The organism is Anaeromyxobacter terrae, assembly GCF_022690685.1.
In the GTDB taxonomy this organism is placed as follows: Bacteria; Myxococcota; Myxococcia; order Myxococcales; family Anaeromyxobacteraceae; genus Anaeromyxobacter; species Anaeromyxobacter terrae.
In genome coordinates, this window is record NZ_JALCYY010000007.1 from 50,036 (window position 1) to 72,041 (window position 22,006).

Consider the following 22,006-nt stretch of genomic DNA (forward strand, 5'->3'; position numbering starts at 1 on the left):
CACGAACGTTGCTCGGCGCGGCGAAGAGCGGCGGGTCGATCCGCGGAGGCTCGAAACAGCAAGAAGGAGGATGTCATGTCGGCATCACCGTCGATGCCCGGCCGGCGCAGCTCCGGTGCGCGCCCGGTGACCGCGAGTGCCCTCGGCGCCCTGCTGCTCGCGGGCGTCGGCTGCACCCGAATGGTGTCGGCCGCGGACGGTGACGCCTCTGCCGCCCCCGGCGTCGGGAACCCCATGTCCACCGGACTCGAGATCCGCCCCTTCCACGTCCACGTCCCGGACGCGGCCCTCGTAGATCTGCGCAGACGCATCGCCGCCACGCGGTGGCCGGATCGGGAGACGGTCACGGATCCGTCGCAGGGGGCTCAGCTCGCCAAGCTGCAGGGGCTCGTCCAGTACTGGGGCAGCGGATACGACTGGCGGAAGGCGGAAGCGAAGCTGAATGCGTTGCCGCAATTCACGACGAACATCGACGGGATCGACGTCCACTTCATCCACGTCCGTTCCCGTCACAAGAACGCGCTTCCGGTGATCATCACGCACGGTTGGCCGGGCTCCGTGCTCGAGCTCATCAAGGTCATTGGCCCGCTCACGGATCCCACCGCGCACGGAGGCCGCGCCGAGGACGCGTTCGACGTCGTGATCCCGTCGGTGCCTGGCTACGGCTTCTCCGGCAAGCCGACGGGCACCGGCTGGGACCCCGACCGCATCGCGCGGGCCTGGGCGGAGCTGATGAAGCGCCTCGGATACAACCGCTACGTCGCCCAGGGTGGCGACTGGGGTGCTCCCATCTCCAGCGCGATGGCGCGCCAGGCGCCGGCAGGATTGCTTGGCATCCACCTCAACCTGGCGGCGACGGTGCCGCCCGAGGTGGAGGCCGCGCTGGCCAGCGGGGGGGCCGCGCCGGCGGGACTCTCCGAGAACGAGCGCGCGGTGTTCGACGCGCTCGCCGCATACCGCAAGGCGGGGAGCTCGGCCTACTTCGTGATGATGACCGCGCGGCCGCAGGCAGTCGGGTACGGGCTGACGGACTCTCCGGCCGGGCTCGCGGCATGGATCCTCGTGCATCCGGGGTTCGCGCAGTGGACGTACGGCGACGCTCCCGGGAAGTCCCCGACGAAGGACGACGTGCTGGACGACATCACGCTGTACTGGCTGACGAACAGCGCGAGCTCGTCGGCGCGACTTTACTGGGAGAACCGGGGGCGTAGCGTGACGGGCGCCGCTGCGCAGAAGACCGCCGAGATCTCACTCCCCGTGGCCATCACGGTCTTTCCGGAGGACGTCTATCGGCCCCCGGAGACCTGGGCCCGGCGCGCCTATCGCAACCTGATCTACTTCCACGAGGTCGACAGGGGGGGACACTTCGCGGCGTGGGAGCAGCCAGAGCTCTTCGCAGCAGAGCTCCGCGCGGCGTTCAGCCCACTGCGCGCCTCCGCCACCAACGTCGCCCGTCCGTGAGCCCCACGAGCGCGCAGGCTCGCGACCCTGGCACTCGCCGAATGCTCGGCATTTGCCGAGTTCTCGGCGTGGGACCCGGTCGCTCGCGCGACCCGGGACCCGACGAGCGGCGCGCCACGAACGCACGTGACGAACGAAACCTTCGCGGATCATCGCGGTACGGCGGAGGGCACGAATGTTGCTCCACGTTTGCGAGAGAAAGGTCTGAAGCCATGACTGAAGCCACACCACAGACGGGCAGTGACAGACCGCGTCCGGGCAGTGAGGAGACCGCCGATGTTCGTCCATTTCGCGTGAATGTTCCGGAGGCGGAACTCACGGAGCTGCGCAGGCGCGTCAAGGCGACGAGGTGGCCTCAACGGGAGCCGGTCACGGATCAATCCCAGGGCGTGCAGCTCGCGACGATCCAGGAACTCGCGCGCTACTGGGCGACGGACTACGACTGGCGCAAGTGCGAGGCGAAGTTGAACGCCCTTCCGCAGTTCATGACCGAGATCGATGGGCTCGACATTCACTTCATTCACGTTCGGTCGAAGCATGACGATGCGCTGCCGCTCATCGTCACACATGGATGGCCCGGCTCGGTCATCGAGCAGCTGAAGATCGTCGATCCACTCACGAATCCGACGGCGCACGGCGCGAATCCATCGGACGCCTTCCACCTGGTGATCCCGTCCTTGCCGGGCTACGGCTTCTCGGGCAAGCCGGCCACGACCGGCTGGAGCCCCGACCGCATCGCACGCGCCTGGGTGGAGCTGATGAAGCGCCTTGGCTACACGCGCTTCGCCGCGCAAGGCGGCGATTGGGGCGCGATGGTCACGGATGTCATGGGCACGCAGGCGCCTCCGGAGTTGCTCGGCATTCACGTCAACTGGCCTTTCACGGTTCCACCGGACATCGACAAGGCGGTCCAGACTGGAAACCCGCTGCCATCCGATCTCTCAGCCGATGAACGACGCGCGTGCGAGCAGCTGGACTTCTTCTACAAGCACGGGGTGGGATACGCCCTCGAGATGGCGAGCCGCCCGCAGACCCTCTACGGAATCGAGGATTCGCCCGTTGGCCTCGCCGCCTGGCTCCTCGACCACGACGCGCGCAGTTACGCGCTGATCGCACGCGTCTTCGGCGGTCAGACCGAGGGCCTCACGCGAGACGACATCGTCGACAACATCACGCTCTACTGGCTGACTCGTACGGCGGTCTCTTCGGGGCGCATCTATTGGGAGAACAAGTTCGCCTTCTTTGCACCGAAACACGTCGCCATCCCGGTCGCGGTGAGCGCCTTTCCTGACGAGGTATTGCAGACGCCACGGAGCTGGGCAGAGCGAGCGTATCCCAAGCTCATTTATTACAACAAGCTCGACAAAGGCGGGCATTTTGCGGCGTGGGAACAGCCGCAACTCTTTTCAGGGGAGGTTCGCGCGGGCTTCAGACCACTGCGGGGTGCGCAGGGCCAGCAGGAATCGCAGCGCACCGTGCACTGAGGCCGGCGTCGAAGGGGCGTGAAGACGTCGTTCGTCATGAGCGGCGCCGCGGCGGGCGCGCCCTGCGGGTGGCCGACGCCTGGGGGCACTCACCGCGCCCGCGACGAGGGTTCCGGGTCGGGCGCCGGCGTCTGCGCGGTCAGGCGGACTGTGCCCCGCTCGTGTCGCGCATCAGGATCTCCTGCGCCACGCTCGCGACGAGCCGCCCGCTGCGGTCGAACACGAGACCGCGCGCGAGACCCCGCGCGGACTGCGCGGACGGGGAGTCCATCGCGTAGAGGAGCCACTCGTCGACGCGCGCCCCGCGATGAAACCAGAGCGCGTGGTCGAGCGAGGCGACGATCATCGACGGCTGCCACCAGCTCCTGCCGTGCGGCCGCAGCGGCGCCCCCGCCAGCGTCGAGTCCGACGCGTACGCGAGGATGCACCGGTGCAGCCGGGGATCGTCGGGAAGCCGGTCGACGGCGCGGAACCAGGCGGCCTGGCGCGGCTCACCGGGAGCGCGGCGGAGCGGATTCTGCGGCTCCACGGGCCGGAACTCGATCGCCCCGGGAGTGCGCATCGCCTCGGCGATCCGCGGCGGTACGGGACCCGCGTCGGCGAGCCAGCGCTCGGCCAGCTCGGGGTAGCTCGCGAGCGCCTCCGGCGGCGGCACCTCCGGCATGGGCGCGGCGTGCTCGAGGCCGGGCTCAGGCGTCTGGAACGACGCGATCATGGAGAGGATAGGCCGCCCGTGCTGGATGGCCTGGATGCGCCGCGCGGAGAAGCTCCGCCCGTCGCGGATCCGCTCCACCTGGTAGACGATGGGTGCGGTCACGTCGCCGGGCAGCAGGAAGTACGCATGGAGCGAATGCGGCAGGCGACCGTCCACGGTGCGCTCCGCGGCCACCAGCGCCTGGCTGATCACCTGTCCCCCGAAAACCCGGGGCGAGCCGAGGTGTCTCGATTCGCCCCGGAACAGGTTCACCTCCAGCTGCTCCAGATCGAGCTGCCGGATGAGCGCGCTCAGCGACGGGTCCATTCGTCCTCTCCTTCCCGAGCGCCGAGCATACTCGACGGCGCCGCCTCCGCCTGGATCGCGCCCCACGCGGATCAGCCAGGCAGGCCTCGCGCGCGCGGGCAGCCGACCCAGCAGCGCCGCGTTCATCCTTCTTCACGTTCCCGACGCGCGCCGCACACGGCCGCTCGTCACGATGCCTTGCGTGGACTTCACGGAGGCTTCGCCCATGAGCTCGTTCCTGTCCGGCGCCCTCGGCGCCATCGTCGTTCTCTTCGCCGCCGGCCTCGCCCGCGCAGCGGTCTTCCGCCGCTGGCGGCGCCGCGCCCCCGCCCACGCCGCCCGGCTCCTCCGCCGCATCGGCGCGACCCCGGACCAGGAGCGCGCCGTCCGCGCCGAGCTCGACGCGCTCTCCGAGGCGTTCCTCGCGCTCCGCGCCGACGCGCGCCCGCTGCGCGGCGATCTCGCCGACCTCATCGTCGCGCCCGCGCTCGACGCCGCGCGCGTCGGGGAGATCATCGACGCGCGGCTCGAGCGCGCCGCGGCGCTCCGGACCCGCGTCGCCGAGGCGATCGCGCGCGTCCACGACGTGCTCGATCCGGGGCAGCGCGAGCGGCTCGCCGCGCTCGTGCGGCACGGTCCGCGGCGGCACGGCTGCGGCCGCATGCGCAGCGCGCACGCGTGATGGCGCCCGCGGAACGTCCCCGCGACGGGCAGCCGGCTGCGCTCGCGTCTACGCCCACACGACCTCGAGGAGCGTGCTCGGCCGGCTGCTCAGCGCCGCGCGGAGGCAGCGGAGGTAGCGCCGCGACGGCGCCCAGGTCCGGGAGGGCGCTCCATGAGACGACCGTGCGGGTCATGGCGCCGTGCGTACCACGATATGACACGGCGTGGAGTGTCGCCGCCGTCGCCGCCAGCTACCGCCGCTACCCGCCCGCGGTGGTTGCAGCGCATCCGTGGATGCGCGAGATGCCGCCGTTTTGCCAGCGACTCATCATCGCACGGCGAGTCCGAGCGCGTTGATCAATCCGAATCATTGAGCGAACGCGCAGATCGCCAGCGCCGTCGCCTGTCGCGTCACTGTCCCCTCATTGTGAACCATCACGTTCCACCCATGGTCGATGATGTTACCGCGTCCATCGCTGGGTTCGGAGGAGTACACCTTCACGTCATCCGGAGTCTCCACATTGAAGCCTCCGCCGAGCACCTTCTTCCCTGCCGGACACTCTACATGAACGTCGGCGACCGATCCGGCAGGCAGAAATTCCTGGTGCGCCACGATCTCGTAGCCCGACACCCCGCTACCCTGGGGGCCCTGGATGTTCCAGTCCAGCGCTAGCTCCTGTGGGCGACAAGCTCTGGATGCGACGACCATGTGGATCTCGCCGCTGCTAGGATTCACGCAGGCGTGGATCACACTCGCGTCCCCACCATCCGCACGCGCGACCCATGGTAGCGCCGCAAGAACGGCGAGCATGATCGCTCCAACAGCCAAGCGTCGCCACCACGTCGTCGTAACGTTCGCAAACACGGTTCGTCCTCCATCCCGGAATGTGTGGGTCGGCAACACGAAGGGTGCGGGTCGACGACGCCCGCGGTCAGCCGTTCAGAAGGGTCCGCTCTCCCGGGATCGGTCGGACGGGTGAACCAGAGGTGGATACCCTCTCCACTGAGCGGTAAGCGAGCGAGCGCAACTACGGCACACCTCCTGCTCTGGATCATCGCGGGTGGGCTCGGTTCGAATGCCCCACTTGAATCGGGTTCATCGAGATCGGCCGCGGCAGACCGTGGACTTGGAGGTCCGCGATGCCCGCCACGACCTGCGCGCAACCTCGGGCAGGAAGGAGTCCTGGGCGGTCCGTCGGCTGGCTCCGTCCGGCATCGCTCGCATGGAAGCGGACCCTCGAACACGTCACCGCATGACCACGGGTCAGTCGACGCGCCCTGCGGTACCTCTGTCCCCGATACGCCGGAACAACGGGGCACCGCGTGAGAGCGGGACGCCGGTCGGCAGCGCGTTCCAACCGAACCGGCTTTCCAGCGGTGGCGCTTGAAGGCGCGTCCGGAGGTCCTCCGACGTCGCCGGCAGGAACGGCGCCAGCTCGCGCGCGATGACGTGCAGCGCCTCGAGCGCCGTCCTCAGCGTCGCTGCGGCGCGCGCGGCGCGTCCTTCGCGAGCGTGTTCCCAGGGTGCAACCGTCGTCACGTACCGATTCGTCGCGTCGACGAGCCGGAAGACGGCCGAGAGCGCCTCGTCCAGGGACAGCCGTTCGACGGCCGCGTCCACTTCCGAGCACAGCGTCAGGGCTGCTTCTCGAAGCTCCCGGTCTTCCGCGAGCTCCACGCCGGGAGCGGGTACGTGCCCGCCGCTCACCTTCTCCACCAGCGCCAGGATCCGGCTCGTCAGGTTTCCGAGCCCGTTCGCGAGCTCCGCGTCGTTGGCCTGGTGGAACCGCGCGATGCTGAAGTCGCCGTCGCGCGCCGTCCGGATGTGCCGGAGCAGGAAATACCGCACTGCGTCCGCGCCGTACTGCGCGATGAGAGGAGCCGGATCGATCGTTCGGCCCGACTTGCTGATCTTCTCACCCTCGAGGGTGACGTACCCGTGCACGAGCAGGTCCGTCGGCCACGGCAGCCCCGCCGACTCCAGGAACGCGGGCCAGTACGCCGCGTGGAAGCGCGAGATCCCCTTGCCGATGACGTGGACGCGCTCGCCCTCACCACACCAGAAGACATCGAGGTGGCGCCGATCGCTCCCTCTGTACCCCAACGCCGCGATGTAGCCGCAGAGGGCATCGAACCAGACCCAGATCACCTGTGACGGGTCGCCCGGGACGGGGAGCCCCCACCCTCTCGCGCGCGCGGCCGACCGCGACACCGAGAGGTCGCGCACAGGGCCGCGCAGGAACGCCAGGGTCTCCTCGCGCGCCCCGTCGTGGACGATGCGCAGCCTTCCGCCCTCGATCGTCCCCCCCCCGACGGCAGGAACCGCCCCGGCGTGACCACTCGACGCGATCAGAGCGGAAGGCCTCGCACCGTCGCGGGGGTCCATGCGCGCCGACGGCGCCCGAGCCGCTCCTCCGCGGTCTCGCCGTCGTAGGCGACCGGCACGGGGCGCTGCGTGAGCGCCTCACGGGCCTCGAGCACGTTCGCGTTGAGGGTCGCGAACGTGGCTCCGTCGATCGTGCTCACCGCCGCGACGTACACGCCGCACGTGCGGCAGACGAGGAAGTCCGAGGTGCGCAGACCGAACCGATAGCGAGAGACGTCCCCGGCATCGCGTATCCGCACCTCGAGCGAACCGGCCGGATCCGTCACCGCGAGCGCACCGTGCCGGCGGCAGAACGTACATCCGCACTCGCGCAGCACGAGCGCCTCGGGCCGCTGCGACGTGTGGAACGTGACCTCGAGATTTCCGCAGTGACATCGTCCTTCGAATCGCATGAGCTCGGTCATAGAAGATTCCGCCGTGTCGCGCACGGCGGCGCGAGCTCCGGACCGGCCCGGGGGCGCGAAGGAGTAGAAGAGGCAGGCCTGCTCACGCGCTGAGCGACCCGTCCGCCGTCGCCGCTCACGCGTTGCGTATGAGTTGTCATCGGGTCACTATCCGTGTAGGTTTCAATTTCTTGTAGTGCGGCAGCGGCCTCGCTGCGCACGACCCACTCCAGGGGGGAACCGGACATGACACGTGCAACCGGAACCGCGGTCCTCATCGCGTCACTCGTGCTTGCGGGATGCGGCGGGGGCGACTCGAGCAGTTCACCCACGGACTACTCGGGTATCTTCGTGGGGAGGTGGGAGGGCCTGTCGAGCTTCACGTTCGGGGGCCAGAGCAGCTCGTCGCAGACCTACATTCCGATCACGTCCGCTGGTACGAACTCCGTCGTGCTCCGTGAGTTCTGCGGAGACGGCACCGGCCCGCGCGCCGAGATCCTCTCGAGCAGCTCGTTGCACATCCAGGGGCTGACGTGCCCCGCCCAGGCAATCGGAACCTGCGCAGCCGTCACGTTCGTGGTGAATCCGGGCGGGACGGGAAACCTCGCGAATGGTCAGCTGGCGATCCGCTTCTCCGGGTCGGCGACGGGTTGCGGACAGACGTTCTCGTACACGTCGACGTTCGACGGTCAAAGAACGTCTACCAATCCCCAGGCGCTCACGGCTGAGCTCGGGACGGTCGGCGCCGCACTCGAGTCGGAGCTCGCGCGTTCGTTCTGATCGACGGGAGACCCTCGCGACCCGGCTGCGCGTCCCGAGATCTTCGGAGACGTGTAGGGCCAATGACACGGAGCCAGCCCCAGGTGACGAACGGCACGACCCGGACCATGATGGCGGCCACGTTCGCGGTCGTCATCCTGGCCTCGTTCCCCCTGCACGAGCTCGGGCACTGGGTCGGCTTCTCGCTCGCCGGCATCCCGGCCGCGATCTCGCTCAACCACACGTACTTCACCGAGCGCTGGGAGCCGTCGCTCGCAGGTGCCGCGGGCGGGCCCGTCGCCACGATCGCCCTCGCCTGGATCGGGGTGTACCTCGTCCTTCGGCGTGGCCGACTGCAGCCGCTGGGCTTCGCCTTGGCCGTCGTGATGCCGTTCACGCGTCTCGCGACGTACGCGATCTGCGCAGCCATCCCCCGCGCCATGGCCATCAACGACGAGGGCGTCATGGCCCTGGACTGCGGCTGGCCGACCTGGAGCTGGGTCTGGATCCTGTTGCCGTTCCTCGTCGCGCCCTGGGTGGTCGCCTGGCGCGCCGCGCCGGGATCACCGGTCCGTAAGCTCGGCCGCTTCGGCGGAACGGCCGTCGCCTGGGTGGTCCTCGGCCTCGTCCTCGAGGCCGGCGTGCTCGATCCCCGGCTCTTCCCGGACGCGGCCGCGCGCGAGCTGGTGATGCCGCACGCGCCGCGGTGAGGCGCCCACGTGCGCCGCGAGCACGGGACTGGGATCCTGCGTACGCCCGCACCCTCGAGCCTGCGCGGTGATCGTTCGGCCCTTCGACGGAGTCTGCGTCCGTGCCCGCCAGCGCCCGCTCAGCGCGCGTGAGGCCGGCGACGCAGATCCACCAGCTCCTTGCCGGCCATGACGAGCAGGAGCCCGCCGATCGCCAGGAGCACGACGGCGATCACGATGACCAGGGTCTCCGGAGTTGCGGCGCCGCCCGGTGACCCGCCCGCTACACCTGGCAATGCACGCCGGACGTCGAGCAGCATCGCGCTTCCCAGGAAGGCGACCACGGCGGCCAGCGAGAACGCCATCGCGCTCCTCGTCTCCCGCGTCGGGTGCCACATGACGCCCTCCCTGGCGTGTCAGCCTCTACGACCCAAGGAGCGGCCTCGCGCGACGAACGTCCACGTCACGCCTTCTTCCGCGTCGGGGTCCGCACCCTGCGCAGCACCTCGTCCGTGAGCGCGGTCAGCGCGCCCGCCGCGGCGGTCAACGTCGTGCTCGCCGCGTTGAGCAGCGTGCGCGCAAGCTCCAGGAACGCACCCCGGACGGCCTTGAGCTCGTCGAGCGCCGTGGACTCGCGCTTCGTCCTGGTTGCCATGGATCGACCTCCCCCTGTGCATATATGCGGACGCCGTCCCGGCAGACCGAGGCGTTCAGGGCTGACACGAAGGAGCCTGCCGCCCGAGCGCACGCGCGCCGGCGCACGGCTGACGCAAACGGAGCGTCCGCGCGCGATGTTGCGGGAGAGCGCGATCGCGAGCGTTCGCTCGTGTTCCAGGCGTCGGTCCCCAGCCCTCCCAGCCAGGCGGGGCTCCTGGCACGATGCCGAAGCGCTCCAGCGGCCGCGCCTTAACACTTGGGAGCATGCTCTTTGAGTTCCTGCAGGAGCACCGCGCCGCGATCGTGGAGCGAGCCCGCGCGAGGGTCGCCTCGAGGCGCGTGCCTCTCGCCTCGCCGGCGGAGGTCGCCGACGGCGTCCCGCTGTTCCTCACGCACCTCACCGATCTGCTGCGCGAAGAGCACCGGGAGGCGCCACACCCGCTGGTGCCCACGACGGACGAGCGGGTCAACGAGGCGCTCGGGCTGAACGCAGACCAGCGCGGCGACGAGATGCTGCGCGAAGGCCTGACCGTCGCGCAGGTCATCGAGGGCTACGGTGACGTCTGCCAGGCGATCACCGAACACGCCGTCCACCAGAACGTGAACATCACCGCCGACGAGTACCGTACGCTGAACCTGTGCCTCGACGTCGCGACCGCGAGGGCGGTGACCGCGTTCTCGCTCGGGCGCGACCGTTCGATGAACAGGCAGAGCACCGAACGTCTGGGGATGCTCGCGCACGAGCTGCGGAACCTCCTCTCGACCGCGTTCCTGTCCTTCGAGGCGATGAAGCGAGGGACCGTCGGCACCGAGAGCCGCACCGGCGCCTTGCTCGGACGGAGCCTTCAAGGCCTTCGAGATGTCATCGACCGATCGCTGGCCGAGGTCCGCCTCGCGGCCACCCTCAACAGCCCGCAACGCGTCGTCCTCGCCCAGCTCATCGAGGACATCGAGGTCGGTGCCGCCCTCGACGCGAAAGCCCGAGACGTGGAGCTGAGCGCACCGGCCGTCGACTACGCTCTCGCAGTCGTCGTGGATCGTCCGCTCCTCGCGTCCGCGGTGGCAAACCTGCTCCAGAACGCCATCAAGTTCACCCCTCCCGGCGGTCGCGTCTCGCTCACCACCCGGCGTGCGTCGGGGCACGTCCTCATCGAGGTCGCGGACCAGTGTGGCGGCCTCCCGCCCGGCAAGGCGGAGGAGTTGTTCCGGCCGTTCGAGCGCCACGGCGCGGATCGGACGGGGCTCGGTCTCGGCCTCAAGATCAGCCTCGATGCCGTGAGGGCGAACGGCGGCGAAATCCGGGTCCGCAACCTCCCCGGCGAGGGCTGCGTCTTCACCATCGAGCTGCCGGTGGCTTCCTAGGCTCGTACATCGCTCACCGCCGCGCGCGAGAGCGAGTCGTCGACCCCTGCATCGTCCTCCGACCTGGAGCCCGTGATTTGCGCCGCCTCGCGCGTCACGCCGCGCTGGCGGCGGCCTCGGTCCCGCCGCCACGCTCCGCGCCGCGCGGGATGGCGAACCGGACGAGCCGGCGCATCGCGCTCGCGAACTGCGATGCCAGCGAGCCGGTCGTGTACGGGACCCCGTGGCGCTCGCAGATCGCGCGCACGCGAGGGGCCATCTCCGGATAGCGCCAGGCCGGGATGTTCGGAAAGAGGTGGTGCTCGATCTGGAACCCCAGGTGACCGCTGAGCACGTGGCCGAGCCTTCCGGTCTCGAAGTTGCTGCTGCCCATGACCTGACGGACGTACCACCCGGCGCGATCCTCGCCCGCGAGATCCTCCTCGCGGAACGTCGCCGTCCGCTCCGTGAGGTGGCCGCAGTAGATGACGGCGTACGCCCAGCCGTTTCGCAGCGTGTTCGCGAGCACGTTCCCGGCGAGGACCTTCACCCCAAGCGGACCCGCGAGGGCGGGATAGAACACGTACTCGACGAACCCCTTCCGCGCGGCCTTTCGCGCGAAGGCCCAGAGATCGCGGGCCACCTCGCGACGAGGACGCCGCCTTCTGGCCGCTTCGCTCGACGCCGGGCCGAGCCCATCGAGGAGGCCGAGGTCGTAGGCGCCGATGGAGTACTCGAAGAAGAGTCCGCTGAGCGGGCTCACCAGCGGCTGGAGCAGGTGGATCGGCTTCCAGGGCACCTCACCGGAGAAGCGGAAGGCGTTGTAGCCGAAGTCGCGATCTCGCCCGATGACGTTGGTGAAGACGTGGTGCGTGGCGTTGTGGGCCCGCTTCCAGCTCTTCGCCGTGCCGACCATGTCCCACTCGTAGGTCGCCGAGCTGAGCGATGGGTCGTGCATGAAGTCGTACTGACCGTGCAGCACGTTGTGGCCGATCTCCATGTTCTCGAGCACCTTGTAGGTGCCGAGCGCGCAGACGCCGGCCGCCCAGCTGATCGGCTCCAGGCTGAAGTGGATGAGGAGGCGCCCCGCGACGCGGGAGATGCGCGCGACCGCCCTGACGGTCCGGATGTAGTCGGCGTCGCGCGCGCCGATCTTCGCCACGTACTCCTGCCGGAGCGCATCGAGCTCCGCACGCAAGGACTGCGACTGCTTTGCTGACAAGGTCACCCGTTCCCCCATCCCCGCGGTGCCGCCGCGAGCCTCGTGATCTGTGCGCTCGTTGTCATGAGCGGGTCACGAAGGCTTCCGGGCGAAGCCGGCGGTGTGCGGGAGGAGCGCGGCGCGCGGGAGCTCGCGCCGTTATGTCCTGCTTGCAGAGGCGGCCGTTCCAGTCGATGACTGGAGACTTCCAGTCGGGCTCGAGTGACCCGTTGGACGCGCCCGCCAGCGGACCCTCGGCCACCTGGGCCAACGCCCCGGTGACCGACAGCCCGTGTACTCGGGCTCAGTGGGCGGAAGCGGACTCGCCCTCGCCAGGCAGCACCTCGCGGAGCCCGTCGACCGGTACCGAGAGCACGACGGCGTCGCCGACCGACTGGATGAGTCGGATCGGGATCTCGACCGTCCCGGCGTGGAACATCGTCCGCGACGCGCCCAGCTGGTCGGCGACGTCCTTTCGCAGCTTCACCCGGAGCGACTCCACGCTCCACGCGTCGCTGTCCAGGAAGAGCGCTGCGATCTCGCCGACCGCCCGCCCGTCCGCGCCGATGACCGTCCGTCCCCGCAGGTTCTCGTCAGATAGCCGCATGCCGCTGCTCTCTTTCCAGTTTCCTGGAAGGTAAGGCTCCCCTGGCGAGCAGACGGCGCCGACTACGGGGCTCGCGTGACGGCTCGGCCTCGTCGACCTGTCCTCACGTACGATGGTCGGCGCGCGTCGCTGCCGCGATCTTCGTGAAGAAGGCGGTGAACCCCACCGCGATGCCGACCACCGCCCCCACGACGAGCATCCACTGCACCGAGTGCCCCAGCCAGCGGTCGAGCCCATAGCCGAGGAGCGTGAAGACCGCGACGGAGGCGAGCAGCGTGCTCGACGCGGCCATGTACGGCTCGGCCTTCCGGTACCCCGCCGCGAGGCTCGAGAGCCCGTGCGCGGGGTCCGCCGCACCACCACCGCCCGGCTCGCCGGTCGGCTCGCGCGCTCGCTGTGCCATTCGGCTCTCCCCTCTCGACCCTTTCGACGTGGACGTCGGCGGAGCGGTTCAGAGGCGCGGAGTCGGACGCGGCTCGGCGCAGGAGCCGGATCGCCGAGGAGGACGTCACCGCTCGGTCGAGAAGAACGTAACGGGCGCGACCTTCCCGCGCGCGATTGTCCCGCCCCATCGCTCCGACGAACCCGACGATCGCACGGCCTGTCTAACGCCCCTCGGGTCCAATAGAGGGCCCGGGGCATCCGAACCTGCTACACAGCCGGTAGAGGTTCCATGCCCGACCGCAAGTCCGTACCGCCCCATCCGAGCGACGAGCATGAAGCCGACTGGCGCGCTCGGGAAGGCGAGCGTCTCCTCATCGTGGGCGTCGGCGCCTCGGCAGGCGGCCTCGAGGCGTTCGAGCGCTTCCTCGGCCAGCTCCCGTCGGACAGCGGGCTGGCGTACGTCCTCGTCCAGCACCTCTCTCCCGAGCACGAGAGCAGCCTCGTCGACATCCTGTCCCGCGCCACGAAGCTTCCGGTGGAGACCGCGCGCGAAGGGCAGCGCATCGAGCGCGACCACGTGTACGTCATCCCACCGGGGACGGGCCTCAGCGTCGAGGGCGGCGCCCTGCGCCTCGTCCCGGCGGAGTCGAAGGGCACTCGCCTGCTGGTGAACGCGTTCCTGACGTCGCTCGCGGAGGACCAGCGTGAGAACGCCGTCGGCGTCGTGCTCTCCGGAACCGGCTCCGACGGCGCGCTCGGCATCGCCGCCGTGAGGCGACACGGGGGCAGGACGTTCGCGCAGCTCCCCGGCGACGCGCGGTACGAGAGCATGCCTGCCGCCGCGATCGCGACGGGGATGGTGGAGCAGGTCCTCCCAGCGAGCGAGATCCCGGCGGCGCTCGCCGAGCTCGCCGCCGAGCGACGGCGCCACCCGCCCGAGAGCGTGCGGGGCGAGGCGGAGGGGCTCCACCGGGCCCTCGAGGTGATCGGGCGGACGACCGGCCACGACTTCAGCCGGTACAAGCGCAGCACGATCCTCCGCCGGTTCCACCGGCGCATGGGAGCGACCGGGACTGCCACCGTCCGTGACTACGCCACCCTGCTCGAGGGCAACGCCGACGAGGTCCGCCGCCTCGCCGAGGACCTGACCATCAACGTGACGAGCTTCTTCCGCGACGAGGGGCCGTTCCGGATCCTCGAGCAGATCGTGGTCCCCGACCTCCTGAAGCGGCGTGCCGCCGACGGGATCCGCGTCTGGGTGCCGGCCTGCTCCTCCGGAGAGGAGGCCTACTCGCTCGCGATGCTGCTCTGCGAGGGCTGCGGCGAGCTCCAGCGTCCGCCGCAGCTCCAGGTCTTCGCGACGGACATCGACGCGTCCGCCCTCGCGGAGGCGCGGCGAGGCCAGTACACGAGCGTCGTCGAGCGGCAGGTGAGCCCCGCGCGGCTGGAGCGGTTCTTCACGAGGCGCGGGGACTCGTACACGGTCACGAAGCCCCTCCGCGACCTCTGCATCTTCACGGAGCACGATCTCGTCAAGGATCCGCCGTTCTCGCGGATGGACCTCGTGTCCTGCCGCAACCTGCTCATCTACCTGGAGCCCGACCTCCAGAAGCGAATCATCGGGCTCCTCCACTACGCGCTCCGGCCGGGCGGCTACCTGCTCCTCGGCAAGGCCGAGATGATCGACGCGCGCGAGCTGGAGCTGTTCGAGGCCGTGGACAAGACGGAGCGCGTGTTCCGGCGGCGCGAGGTGGATCGGCGTCCGGCGATCCTGCCTCCCGGGCGGCGGGCGCCTCCCCTCGAGCTGGCGCCGCCCGGCCGGCGGGTCGATCCCGAGGTGAAGAGCGCCGCCGATCGCTCGCGAAGGATCGTGCTCGAGGAGTACGCGCCGGCGTCGGTGGTGGTCGATGCGCGCGGCGAGATCCGGTACTACTGGGGGACGAAGCTGTCAGTCTTCCTGCCGCCCCGCGCCGGCGCACCCGCGACGAACCTGATGCACCTCGCCCGGCGTGAGCTCCGGGTCGAGCTCTCCGCCGCCCTCCACAACGCGGCGCGCCACGGGAAGGCGGTCACGTACAAGGACGTGGTGGTCGAGGCGGAGGGCGTCCAGCGTCGCCTGAACCTCGTCGTCCGGCCGCTCCCGCCCACGGACCAGGATCCGGACGCGCTGTTCCTCGTCGTCTTCGAGGAGCTGCAGGCCTCTCCCATCGCGCACGGCACGCCGCTCGACGCGCCGACCCTGGAGCGCCACCGGCAGCTGCAGCGCGATCTCGAGAGCACCCAGGAGCGGCTCCAGGTCACCATCGAGGAGCTCGAGAACGCGAACGAGGCGCTCCGCACGTCCAACGAGCAGCTGCAGTCCATGAACGAGGAGATGCACTCGTCCAACGAGGAGCTGCAGACCTCGCAGGAGGAGCTGCAGTCGGTGAACGAGGAGCTCAACACGCTGAACAATGAGCTCAGCAAGAAGGTGGACGAGCTCGAGCTGCTCTACGGCGACCTCCAGAACCTGTTCCAGAGCACGCAGATCGCGACCATCTTCCTCGATCGCGAGTCCCGGATCTCGCGTTTCACGCCGGCGGCGACATCGGTCTTCCGGCTCGCCGACGGCGACGTGGGGAGGCCGCTCTCGGACTTCGCCGCGCTGTTCGACGCCCAGGACGTGCCCCAGGAGGTGCAGCGGGTCCTCGCGACGCTCGAGCCCGTCGAGCGCACGGTGGGCCTCGCGGAGGGAGGGCGCTGGTTCCTCATGCGCATGAACCCGTACCGCACGCCGTCCAACGTCATCGCGGGCGTGGTGGTCTCCTTCATCGACGTCACGAGGCTGAAGGAGGCGGAGGCGGCCCTGCGGCAGGCCGTGGGGGAGCGGGAGCGAGCCGAGGCGGCCCTGCGGGACGCGGACCGACGGAAGGACGAGTTCCTCGCCGTCCTGTCCCACGAGCTGCGGAACCCGCTCGCGCCCATCCGGAGCAGCCTCCACGTCCTCGAGCGCGCGCCCGCGGACACGGACGCGGCGGCGCGAGCGCACCAGATCATCGCTCGCCAGGTGGCGCACCTCGCGCGGCTCGTCGACGACCTGCTCGACGTGACGCGCATCGCGAACGGCAAGCTCCAGGTCGAACGCCGGCCGGTGGACCTCCGGGGCCTCTCGCAGCGCACGGCCGACGACCACCGGAGCCTCTTCACCTCGCGCGAGGTCGCGCTGGAGGTCGCGCTCCCGGACGAGCCCCTGTGGGTCGAAGGCGACGCGACGCGCCTCGCGCAGGCGATCGGGAACCTGCTCCAGAACTCGGCCAAGTTCACCTCCGGCGGCGACTCGGTCCGGCTGTCACTCGACGCGGTGGATGGCTTTGCGGTGCTGCGCGTGCGTGACAACGGCATCGGCATCGAGCCTGCGATGGTCCCGCGCCTCTTCCAGCCGTTCGCGCAGGCCGACGCGACCCTCAATCGCCGCCTCGGCGGGCTCGGTCTCGGTCTCGCGCTCGTGAAGGGACTCGTCGAGACGCACGGCGGCACGGTCGAGGCGAGGAGCGGCGGCAAGGGCGCAGGCACCGAGTTCATCGTGCGGCTGCCGCTCTCGGTGGCGCCCGCGAAGATCGAGGTCGCGCCGGCGCCACCTCCGCGCCCGCGCCGTGTGCTCGTCATCGAGGACAACCTCGACGCCGCCGAGAGCCTGCAGCTCGCGCTGGAGATGGAGGGCCACGAGGTCTTCCTGGCGCACGACGGTCCGAAGGGGGTCGAGCGAGCCCGGGAGCTCACGCCCGACGTGGTGCTCTGCGACGTCGGGCTCCCGGGCATGGACGGCTACGCGGTGGCGAGGGCGCTCCGAGGCGAACCCGGCCTGCGGGACACCTTCGTCGTCGCGCTCACGGGATACGCCCTTCCAGAGGATCAGCGGCGCGCCGCGGAGGCGGGGTTCGACGCGCACCTGACCAAGCCCGCGACGGTCGAGGACCTCCAGGAGGCGATGGACCGTGCGCCGCGCCGGACGCCCCCGCGCGGCGCCGGCCCGGTCGCGACGAGGTGACGCCGGTCACCGCAGCTCGCGCCCCGAACGTTGCGCACCCACCGTGTTCGACGATGTGCGCGGCGCGCGACTCGATCGAGGCACCCTGCCGCGCCCCACGCGCGATGACGACGCCGTGACCGGGGGCGGCGCAGGATCGCGCCATGCGCGCACTGCTCGTGCAGGCCCGCTCGCCGCGCAGCTACTGGAGCTTCGAGCGAAGCCTTCCCTTCATCCGCAAGGCGGCGACGATGCCGCCGCTCGGGCTGGCCACGCTCGCGGCGCACCTGCCGCAGCACTGGGAGCTCCGGCTGCGGGACCTCGAGGTCGCCCCGCTCGACGACGCCGACCTGCGCTGGGCGGACGCCGTCCTCGTGTCCGGGATGCTCGTGCAGGCGGAGTCGATGCGCGCGGTGCTCCTCCGGGCCCGCGCCCTCGGCCGGCGCACGGTCGCCGGTGGCGCGGGGCCGAGCCTCGTGCCCGAGCGCTTCCCGGAGGCCGATCACGTCTTCCGCGGAGAGGCCGAGGGTCGCCTGGAGCTCCTCGCGCGCGTCCTAGAAGGACGGGAGAAACCGGCGCCTCGACTCCTCTCGCCCGAGGGCGACGACCGGCCCGACCTCGAGCTCGCGCGCGTGCCCCGCTTCGATCTCCTCGACCTCCCACGCTACGCCAATCACGCCCTGCAGTACTCGCGCGGCTGCCCGTTCCGCTGCGAGTTCTGCGACATCATCGAGCTGTTCGGGCGCGTGCCGCGGGTGAAGTCGCCGGAGCAGGTCGTGGCGGAGCTCGACGCGCTCTACGCGCGCGGGGCACGCGGGGCGCTCTTCTTCGTGGACGACAACTTCGTCGGCAACCGGCGCGAGGTGGCCCGCCTGCTCCCGGTGCTCCGCGCCTGGCAGGAGCGGCACGGGTTCCCGTTCCAGCTCTGCACGGAGGCGAGCCTCGACCTCGCCAGCGCTCCGGAGCTCGTGGCCGAGATGGTCGCGGCCGGCTTCCAGGAGGTGTTCCTCGGGATCGAGACGCCCTCCGCCGCCGCGCTCGCGGAGACCGGCAAGAGCCAGAACCTCCGCATGCCCGCGGCCCGCGCCGTCGAGACGCTCACGCGCGCCGGGCTCGAGGTGTTCTCCGGCTTCATCGTGGGCTTCGACAGCGAGGGGCCGGACATCTTCGATCGACAGCTCGAGCTCATCTCCGGGCTCCCGGTCCCCAGGGCGATGGTCGGGCTGCTCGTCGCGATGCCAGGCACGCGCCTCTGGCGGCGCCTCGAGCAGGAGGGCCGGCTGCGCGGCGACGGGAGCGGCGACGCCTTCGAGCGGCCGAACTTCGTGCCTGCCCAGGACGAGCGGGTCCTGCTCGCGGGATACCGCCGCCTCGTGGCGGCGCTCTACGCGCCGGAGCGCTACTACGCGCGGTGCGCCCTCGCCATCGACCAGCTGCCGCTCCGCCCCCGCGCCGCCGCGGACGCCGGCGCCGCCGAGGGCTCGCTCGCTGCGGTCGCACGGATCGCGTGGGGCATCGGCGTCCGCAGCCCGCGCCGCCTCCAGTTCTGGCGTCTCGTCGGACACGCGCTGCGGCGGGGCGCAGGCGCCCTCCCGCGCGCGCTGGCGCTCGCGGTGATCGGCGAGAGCCTCATCCCGTACACGTACGACGTGGTCCTGCCGCGCCTCGACCGGTCACTCGCCGAGCTCGCGGCGGGCGACGCGACGCGCCCCTCCGCATCCGCCTAGGGACTCCGGTCGCCCTCTCCTCGCCTCACGACGAAGAGGGAGCAGCCAGGACGGCCAGGCGTGAGCCCGAGGCCGCCTCCGCGCCGCGCCGGCCGAGCGCGCGCAGGAACCGGTAGTGAGCCGCGATCGCGGCGCGGAGCGTCGGGTGCGTGTGGTGAGGCACGCCGTGCGCGCGGCACGCCGCCTCGACGCTCGCGACGAGCGCCGGATAGTGCACGTGGCACACGTCCGGGAGGAGGTGGTGCTCGATCTGGAAGTTGAGCCCGCCGACGTACCAGCCGAGGAGCCGGTTCGAGGGCGCGAAGTCCACGGTGGCGCGCACCTGGTGCTCCGCCCAGCCGGTCGGCATCCGCTGGTCGCCGGACCGGGCGGCGTGGAACTCCGCCTCCGGCACCGCGTGCGCGAGCTGGAACACCGTCGACAGCACCACCCCCAGGGTGAGCGCGCCGAGCAGGAACAGGGGCGCGACCCAGCCGCTGCGGAAGACGAGCACCGGGACGACCACCGCCCAGGCGAGGAACACCGCCTTGCCGACGAGGAACGCGGCGAGCTCGCCGCGCCGCGGGCGCGGGAACGGGAGCTGCCCGATGCGGCCACGCGCGAGGTCGAGCACGTCGTCCACGAACCACCACTTCACCGCCAGCACGCCGTAGAGCAGCCAGCCATAGAGGTGCTGGTAGCGATGGAACGGGCGGAGCCGCTGCGACGGCGCGAGCCGGAGGAACGGCTCGGCGTCGATGTCCGCGTCCATCCCGTCGACGTTGGCGTAGGTGTGGTGGTGCACGTTGTGCTTGAAGCGCCAGAGGTACGAGCTCGCCCCGACGAAATCCAGCGCGAGCCCCCACGCACGGTTCACGCGCGCGGAGCGCGCGTAGGCGCCGTGGTTGGCGTCGTGCATGACGGAGAAGCCGATCCCCGCGGTCGCGAGCGCCACCGACACCGTCAGCGCCACCGCCAGCACGGGAGACGTGCCGCCGAGGAGCAGGAGCAGCGCGTAGGAGGCCGCGAACCAGCCCAGGATGACGCCCGTCTTCGCGTGCATCGCGCTGCCGCCCCAGCGTGCCAGGCCCGTGGCCTCGAGGTGCGCGCCGGCGCGGCGCTTCACCTCGGCGTGAAAGCCGTCGTCGCGGGGAAACCGGACGCGGGGAGGCGTGGAGTTCATGCCCAGGATGTAGGCACCCCGAATCACGAAGATGTCACCGCGGACGGTGCAACCCGGAAATCGCCCGCGACCGACCGCAGGGGTCGAGGGCGAGGGCGGGTCCGGTCGAGGTCGCCGGCCCGCGAAGCGTGCTCACGGCGCGCGGGCGCGTGGACGGCGCGCGGGCGCGTGGGACGAGGCTGACGATCCCCCGGGGTGCGCCGTTCGGCGCCGGCCTCCGGAACGTGAAAAGCCCGGCCTCGAGGAGGCCGGGCTCTCATTGCCTGAGGGTCGCGACGACGCGACTAGGCGACCGGGCGGACGTTCGCCGCCTGCAGGCCCTTCGGGCCCTTCGTCACTTCGAACTCCACCTTCTGACCCTCGGCGAGGGAGCGGAACCCATCCGTCTGGATCGCGGTGTGGTGGCAGAAGACATCCTCGCCCCCGTCCGCCTGGGTGATGAAGCCGAAGCCCTTCGCGTCGTTGAACCACTTCACGGTACCGGCTGCCATTTGCTGTAGGTGCTCTTTTCTCTCTGTGAACGCGCGGCAGTGAGTGCCGCGCGAACCTTCTTCCCTCCCGGAGCGGGAGAGAAGGGATGTTGGTAGTCGAATCGCGCGAAGAAGTCGAGCCCGGGGCCCACAATGCCCGCGGCAGCCTGACGAGCGCGCGCGGGTGCGCGGTGATATACGATGGTTACCCGGCGAACGCGGCCGGCCCTCCACGCCGCCGTGAGCGACACGGCGGGATCTCACCCGCGCCACCCTTTCGTCCCCCGACGTGCCCCCTGCGCGCCCCCTCGTGCGCGTGTCGCGAGGCGTGTGCGAGCGCGTGGACCTCGACTGGAAAGAGCCGAACATGAGCAGTCTCGAGAACGGAATGCTGGTGCAGCACGCCTCGCTGGGGGTCGGCAAGATCGTCGCGCTCGAGCAGAAGGCGGTGCATGTGTTCTTCGCGACGAGCGACGCGCGGTTCGCGACGAAGCTGAGGCTGCCGATGGCCCTGCCGCTCCTCACCCCCGCCACGAGCCCGAACGCCTGGCTCTCCGCGCTGTCCGGCTTCGCGCTCGACGCGAAGACCGGCCGGTACGGCCGCGCCGGCGCGTGGCTCTCCCACGCCGACGCCGTGGCGCGCTTCGTCGAGTCGTTCCCGCAGGGGTTCGCGGACCCGAAGTACGTCGGGGCCGGCAAGGAGCGGGGAGAGCCGCGTGCGAGCAAATGGCGCCGGGCCCACGAGATGTTCGTCGAGACGCTCGGGAACGGCGAAGGTGAGCGGCTCCTCGCGGCGGGCGACCTCGGCGGACTCGTCGAGCGGACGCTCCGGATCGAGCGGCACGTGCGCACGCTGCACCGGGACACGGAGAGGACGTCGCTCGAGGAGGGCCTGAAGGATCCGGCCGCGGCGCACGCGTTCTTCGCTGCGCTGTTCGAGCTCCTGGCGACGGCCACGCCCGAGCAGTCCCGGTTCGAGGCGCTCGCCGCCGCGGTCGCGACGCTCGTGCCGGGCGCGGCGCAGGAGTCCCTCTGGCCGATCGTCACGCTCCTGCCGTTCGTCGCGCGGCCGGATCTCCACATGCTGCTCCGCCCCCGCTTCGCCTGCGACGTGGCGCAGCGGCTCGGGCTCGAGCTCGCCTACGACGCCGTGCCCAACTGGTCCACCTACTCCGCCCTCCTCGGCTCGGCCGAACTGCTCCTCGAGAAGCTCCGGCCGCTCGGCGCGCGCGACCACGTCGACGTCGAGGCGTTCATGCACGTGAGCACGGCGAAGCCACCCCGCCCGCGCGCGCAGCCGGAGCTCGTGACGTGAGCGGCCGAACGGACCCGGGTCGAAGGGAGTCGAGATCATGAAGGTGACGGCGTTCCTCGCTGCGGTGCAGAGACAGCTCGTCGATGCGTTCCGGACGGGCGCGCCCTGGACGCGGTCGGCGTGGTGCCGCAGCCAGCGGCGCCACCTGAGCGTCCCCGGCGGCTCGGTGGTGTGGGTCCGCGGCGACGCGCTGCCGTGGGCGGAGTGGGGCGCCCGCCGCGGCTACTTCGAGGTCCAGTACATGGACGGGCTGCCCTACCTCCGCGCCCGCGGAGCCTGAGCCGCGATCGATCGGCGGCCGCGGCCTGCAG

Annotated in this window: 21 protein-coding genes; 10 read left to right on the top strand and 11 right to left on the bottom strand. The window is 70.8% G+C overall.

Features of this window, described 5'->3' with window-relative positions; genetic code table 11:
- The first annotated feature begins 75 nt into the window (after positions 1-75).
- Complete coding sequence (locus tag MNY62_RS04725) at positions 76-1,461, top strand: epoxide hydrolase family protein (protein ID WP_242342954.1); 1,386 nt, start codon at positions 76-78, stop codon at positions 1,459-1,461.
- A gap of 212 nt (positions 1,462-1,673) precedes the next feature.
- Entirely contained in the window at positions 1,674-2,945 is a 1,272-nt protein-coding gene (locus tag MNY62_RS04730) for an epoxide hydrolase family protein (protein WP_242342955.1), read from the top strand.
- A gap of 139 nt (positions 2,946-3,084) precedes the next feature.
- Here MNY62_RS04730 and tesB read toward each other — a convergent pair whose 3' ends face one another.
- A complete protein-coding gene (gene tesB / locus MNY62_RS04735; RefSeq protein ID WP_242342956.1) occupies positions 3,085-3,966 on the bottom strand; it encodes an acyl-CoA thioesterase II in 882 nt (293 codons plus the stop codon).
- Positions 3,967-4,171: 205 nt separating this feature from the next.
- Between tesB and MNY62_RS04740 the strand changes: the two genes are divergently transcribed.
- On the top strand, positions 4,172-4,627 hold the full coding sequence (locus MNY62_RS04740) for a Spy/CpxP family protein refolding chaperone (protein WP_242342957.1): 456 nt from the start codon (positions 4,172-4,174) through the stop codon (positions 4,625-4,627).
- Between the two features lie 348 nt (positions 4,628-4,975).
- Here MNY62_RS04740 and MNY62_RS04745 read toward each other — a convergent pair whose 3' ends face one another.
- From MNY62_RS04745 to MNY62_RS04755, 3 genes are all read right to left on the bottom strand, one after another.
- Positions 4,976-5,473 (bottom strand): hypothetical protein, encoded by a 498-nt coding sequence (locus MNY62_RS04745; protein ID WP_242342958.1) that lies wholly within the window; start codon positions 5,471-5,473, stop codon positions 4,976-4,978.
- 399 nt (positions 5,474-5,872) lie between these two features.
- Positions 5,873-6,994, bottom strand: a complete 1,122-nt coding sequence (locus MNY62_RS04750) for a methionine--tRNA ligase (RefSeq protein WP_242342959.1) — start codon at positions 6,992-6,994, stop codon at positions 5,873-5,875.
- Positions 6,958-7,386, bottom strand: coding sequence for a GFA family protein (locus MNY62_RS04755; protein WP_242342960.1), 429 nt, complete (start codon positions 7,384-7,386; stop codon positions 6,958-6,960). Before MNY62_RS04755 ends, MNY62_RS04750 begins: the two co-directional genes overlap by 37 nt.
- 441 nt (positions 7,387-7,827) lie before the next feature.
- Here MNY62_RS04755 and MNY62_RS04760 point away from each other — a divergent pair, with 441 nt between their 5' ends.
- Together MNY62_RS04760 and MNY62_RS04765 are read left to right on the top strand one after the other, a co-directional pair.
- Positions 7,828-8,157, top strand: a complete 330-nt coding sequence (locus tag MNY62_RS04760; RefSeq protein WP_242342961.1) for a hypothetical protein — start codon at positions 7,828-7,830, stop codon at positions 8,155-8,157.
- Between the two features lie 62 nt (positions 8,158-8,219).
- Positions 8,220-8,846 (top strand): hypothetical protein, encoded by a 627-nt coding sequence (locus MNY62_RS04765; protein ID WP_242342962.1) that lies wholly within the window; start codon positions 8,220-8,222, stop codon positions 8,844-8,846.
- A gap of 119 nt (positions 8,847-8,965) precedes the next feature.
- On the opposite strand, the gene MNY62_RS04770 is transcribed toward MNY62_RS04765, so the two are convergent.
- Both MNY62_RS04770 and MNY62_RS04775 read right to left on the bottom strand, forming a co-directional pair.
- Positions 8,966-9,190: a hypothetical protein gene (locus tag MNY62_RS04770; RefSeq protein WP_242342963.1), complete on the bottom strand. Its 225-nt coding sequence runs from the start codon at positions 9,188-9,190 to the stop codon at positions 8,966-8,968.
- A gap of 98 nt (positions 9,191-9,288) precedes the next feature.
- Positions 9,289-9,480, bottom strand: a complete 192-nt coding sequence (locus tag MNY62_RS04775; protein ID WP_242342964.1) for a hypothetical protein — start codon at positions 9,478-9,480, stop codon at positions 9,289-9,291.
- A gap of 266 nt (positions 9,481-9,746) precedes the next feature.
- On the opposite strand from MNY62_RS04775, the gene MNY62_RS04780 reads away from it, so the two are divergent.
- Positions 9,747-10,844, top strand: a complete 1,098-nt coding sequence (locus MNY62_RS04780) for a sensor histidine kinase (RefSeq protein ID WP_242342965.1) — start codon at positions 9,747-9,749, stop codon at positions 10,842-10,844.
- Positions 10,845-10,938: 94 nt separating this feature from the next.
- On the opposite strand, the gene MNY62_RS04785 is transcribed toward MNY62_RS04780, so the two are convergent.
- The 3 genes from MNY62_RS04785 to MNY62_RS04795 all read right to left on the bottom strand — a co-directional run bounded on the left by MNY62_RS04785 (position 10,939) and on the right by MNY62_RS04795 (position 13,034).
- Complete coding sequence (locus tag MNY62_RS04785; RefSeq protein WP_242342966.1) at positions 10,939-12,051, bottom strand: fatty acid desaturase family protein; 1,113 nt, start codon at positions 12,049-12,051, stop codon at positions 10,939-10,941.
- A 277-nt stretch (positions 12,052-12,328) separates the two neighbouring features.
- Positions 12,329-12,631: a PRC-barrel domain-containing protein gene (locus MNY62_RS04790; protein ID WP_242342967.1), complete on the bottom strand. Its 303-nt coding sequence runs from the start codon at positions 12,629-12,631 to the stop codon at positions 12,329-12,331.
- A gap of 103 nt (positions 12,632-12,734) precedes the next feature.
- Positions 12,735-13,034 carry an AtpZ/AtpI family protein gene (locus tag MNY62_RS04795; protein ID WP_242342968.1) on the bottom strand — a complete coding sequence of 100 codons (300 nt, stop codon included), beginning with the start codon at positions 13,032-13,034 and terminating at the stop codon, positions 12,735-12,737.
- A 270-nt stretch (positions 13,035-13,304) separates the two neighbouring features.
- On the opposite strand from MNY62_RS04795, the gene MNY62_RS04800 reads away from it, so the two are divergent.
- Together MNY62_RS04800 and MNY62_RS04805 are read left to right on the top strand one after the other, a co-directional pair.
- Positions 13,305-17,042, top strand: a complete 3,738-nt coding sequence (locus MNY62_RS04800; protein WP_242342969.1) for a chemotaxis protein CheB — start codon at positions 13,305-13,307, stop codon at positions 17,040-17,042.
- Between the two features lie 143 nt (positions 17,043-17,185).
- Positions 17,186-18,748, top strand: a complete 1,563-nt coding sequence (locus MNY62_RS04805) for a B12-binding domain-containing radical SAM protein (protein ID WP_242342970.1) — start codon at positions 17,186-17,188, stop codon at positions 18,746-18,748.
- Positions 18,749-18,773: 25 nt separating this feature from the next.
- Here MNY62_RS04805 and MNY62_RS04810 read toward each other — a convergent pair whose 3' ends face one another.
- Both MNY62_RS04810 and MNY62_RS04815 read right to left on the bottom strand, forming a co-directional pair.
- A complete protein-coding gene (locus MNY62_RS04810; RefSeq protein WP_242342971.1) occupies positions 18,774-19,910 on the bottom strand; it encodes a fatty acid desaturase family protein in 1,137 nt (378 codons plus the stop codon).
- Between the two features lie 284 nt (positions 19,911-20,194).
- On the bottom strand, positions 20,195-20,401 hold the full coding sequence (locus MNY62_RS04815) for a cold-shock protein (protein WP_242336721.1): 207 nt from the start codon (positions 20,399-20,401) through the stop codon (positions 20,195-20,197).
- A 346-nt stretch (positions 20,402-20,747) separates the two neighbouring features.
- Here MNY62_RS04815 and MNY62_RS04820 point away from each other — a divergent pair, with 346 nt between their 5' ends.
- Entirely contained in the window at positions 20,748-21,695 is a 948-nt protein-coding gene (locus MNY62_RS04820; RefSeq protein ID WP_242342972.1) for a hypothetical protein, read from the top strand.
- A gap of 37 nt (positions 21,696-21,732) precedes the next feature.
- On the top strand, positions 21,733-21,975 hold the full coding sequence (locus MNY62_RS04825) for a hypothetical protein (protein ID WP_242342973.1): 243 nt from the start codon (positions 21,733-21,735) through the stop codon (positions 21,973-21,975).
- Positions 21,976-22,006 lie beyond the last annotated feature (31 nt).

Excerpts from the sequence above, each read along its gene's own strand:
- MNY62_RS04725 (WP_242342954.1), top strand. The coding sequence starts at position 76 with ATGTCGGCATCACCGTCGATGCCCGGCCGGCGCAGCTCCGGTGCGCGC.
- MNY62_RS04730 (WP_242342955.1), top strand. The coding sequence starts at position 1,674 with ATGACTGAAGCCACACCACAGACGGGCAGTGACAGACCGCGTCCGGGC.
- tesB (WP_242342956.1), bottom strand. The coding sequence starts at position 3,966 with ATGGACCCGTCGCTGAGCGCGCTCATCCGGCAGCTCGATCTGGAGCAG.
- MNY62_RS04740 (WP_242342957.1), top strand. The coding sequence starts at position 4,172 with ATGAGCTCGTTCCTGTCCGGCGCCCTCGGCGCCATCGTCGTTCTCTTC.
- MNY62_RS04750 (WP_242342959.1), bottom strand. The coding sequence starts at position 6,994 with ATGGACCCCCGCGACGGTGCGAGGCCTTCCGCTCTGATCGCGTCGAGT.
- MNY62_RS04755 (WP_242342960.1), bottom strand. The coding sequence starts at position 7,386 with ATGCGATTCGAAGGACGATGTCACTGCGGAAATCTCGAGGTCACGTTC.
- MNY62_RS04765 (WP_242342962.1), top strand. The coding sequence starts at position 8,220 with ATGACACGGAGCCAGCCCCAGGTGACGAACGGCACGACCCGGACCATG.
- MNY62_RS04770 (WP_242342963.1), bottom strand. The coding sequence starts at position 9,190 with ATGGCGTTCTCGCTGGCCGCCGTGGTCGCCTTCCTGGGAAGCGCGATG.
- MNY62_RS04775 (WP_242342964.1), bottom strand. The coding sequence starts at position 9,480 with ATGGCAACCAGGACGAAGCGCGAGTCCACGGCGCTCGACGAGCTCAAG.
- MNY62_RS04780 (WP_242342965.1), top strand. The coding sequence starts at position 9,747 with ATGCTCTTTGAGTTCCTGCAGGAGCACCGCGCCGCGATCGTGGAGCGA.
- MNY62_RS04790 (WP_242342967.1), bottom strand. The coding sequence starts at position 12,631 with ATGCGGCTATCTGACGAGAACCTGCGGGGACGGACGGTCATCGGCGCG.
- MNY62_RS04795 (WP_242342968.1), bottom strand. The coding sequence starts at position 13,034 with ATGGCACAGCGAGCGCGCGAGCCGACCGGCGAGCCGGGCGGTGGTGGT.
- MNY62_RS04800 (WP_242342969.1), top strand. The coding sequence starts at position 13,305 with ATGCCCGACCGCAAGTCCGTACCGCCCCATCCGAGCGACGAGCATGAA.
- MNY62_RS04805 (WP_242342970.1), top strand. The coding sequence starts at position 17,186 with ATGCGCGCACTGCTCGTGCAGGCCCGCTCGCCGCGCAGCTACTGGAGC.
- MNY62_RS04810 (WP_242342971.1), bottom strand. The coding sequence starts at position 19,910 with ATGAACTCCACGCCTCCCCGCGTCCGGTTTCCCCGCGACGACGGCTTT.
- MNY62_RS04815 (WP_242336721.1), bottom strand. The coding sequence starts at position 20,401 with ATGGCAGCCGGTACCGTGAAGTGGTTCAACGACGCGAAGGGCTTCGGC.
- MNY62_RS04820 (WP_242342972.1), top strand. The coding sequence starts at position 20,748 with ATGAGCAGTCTCGAGAACGGAATGCTGGTGCAGCACGCCTCGCTGGGG.
- MNY62_RS04825 (WP_242342973.1), top strand. The coding sequence starts at position 21,733 with ATGAAGGTGACGGCGTTCCTCGCTGCGGTGCAGAGACAGCTCGTCGAT.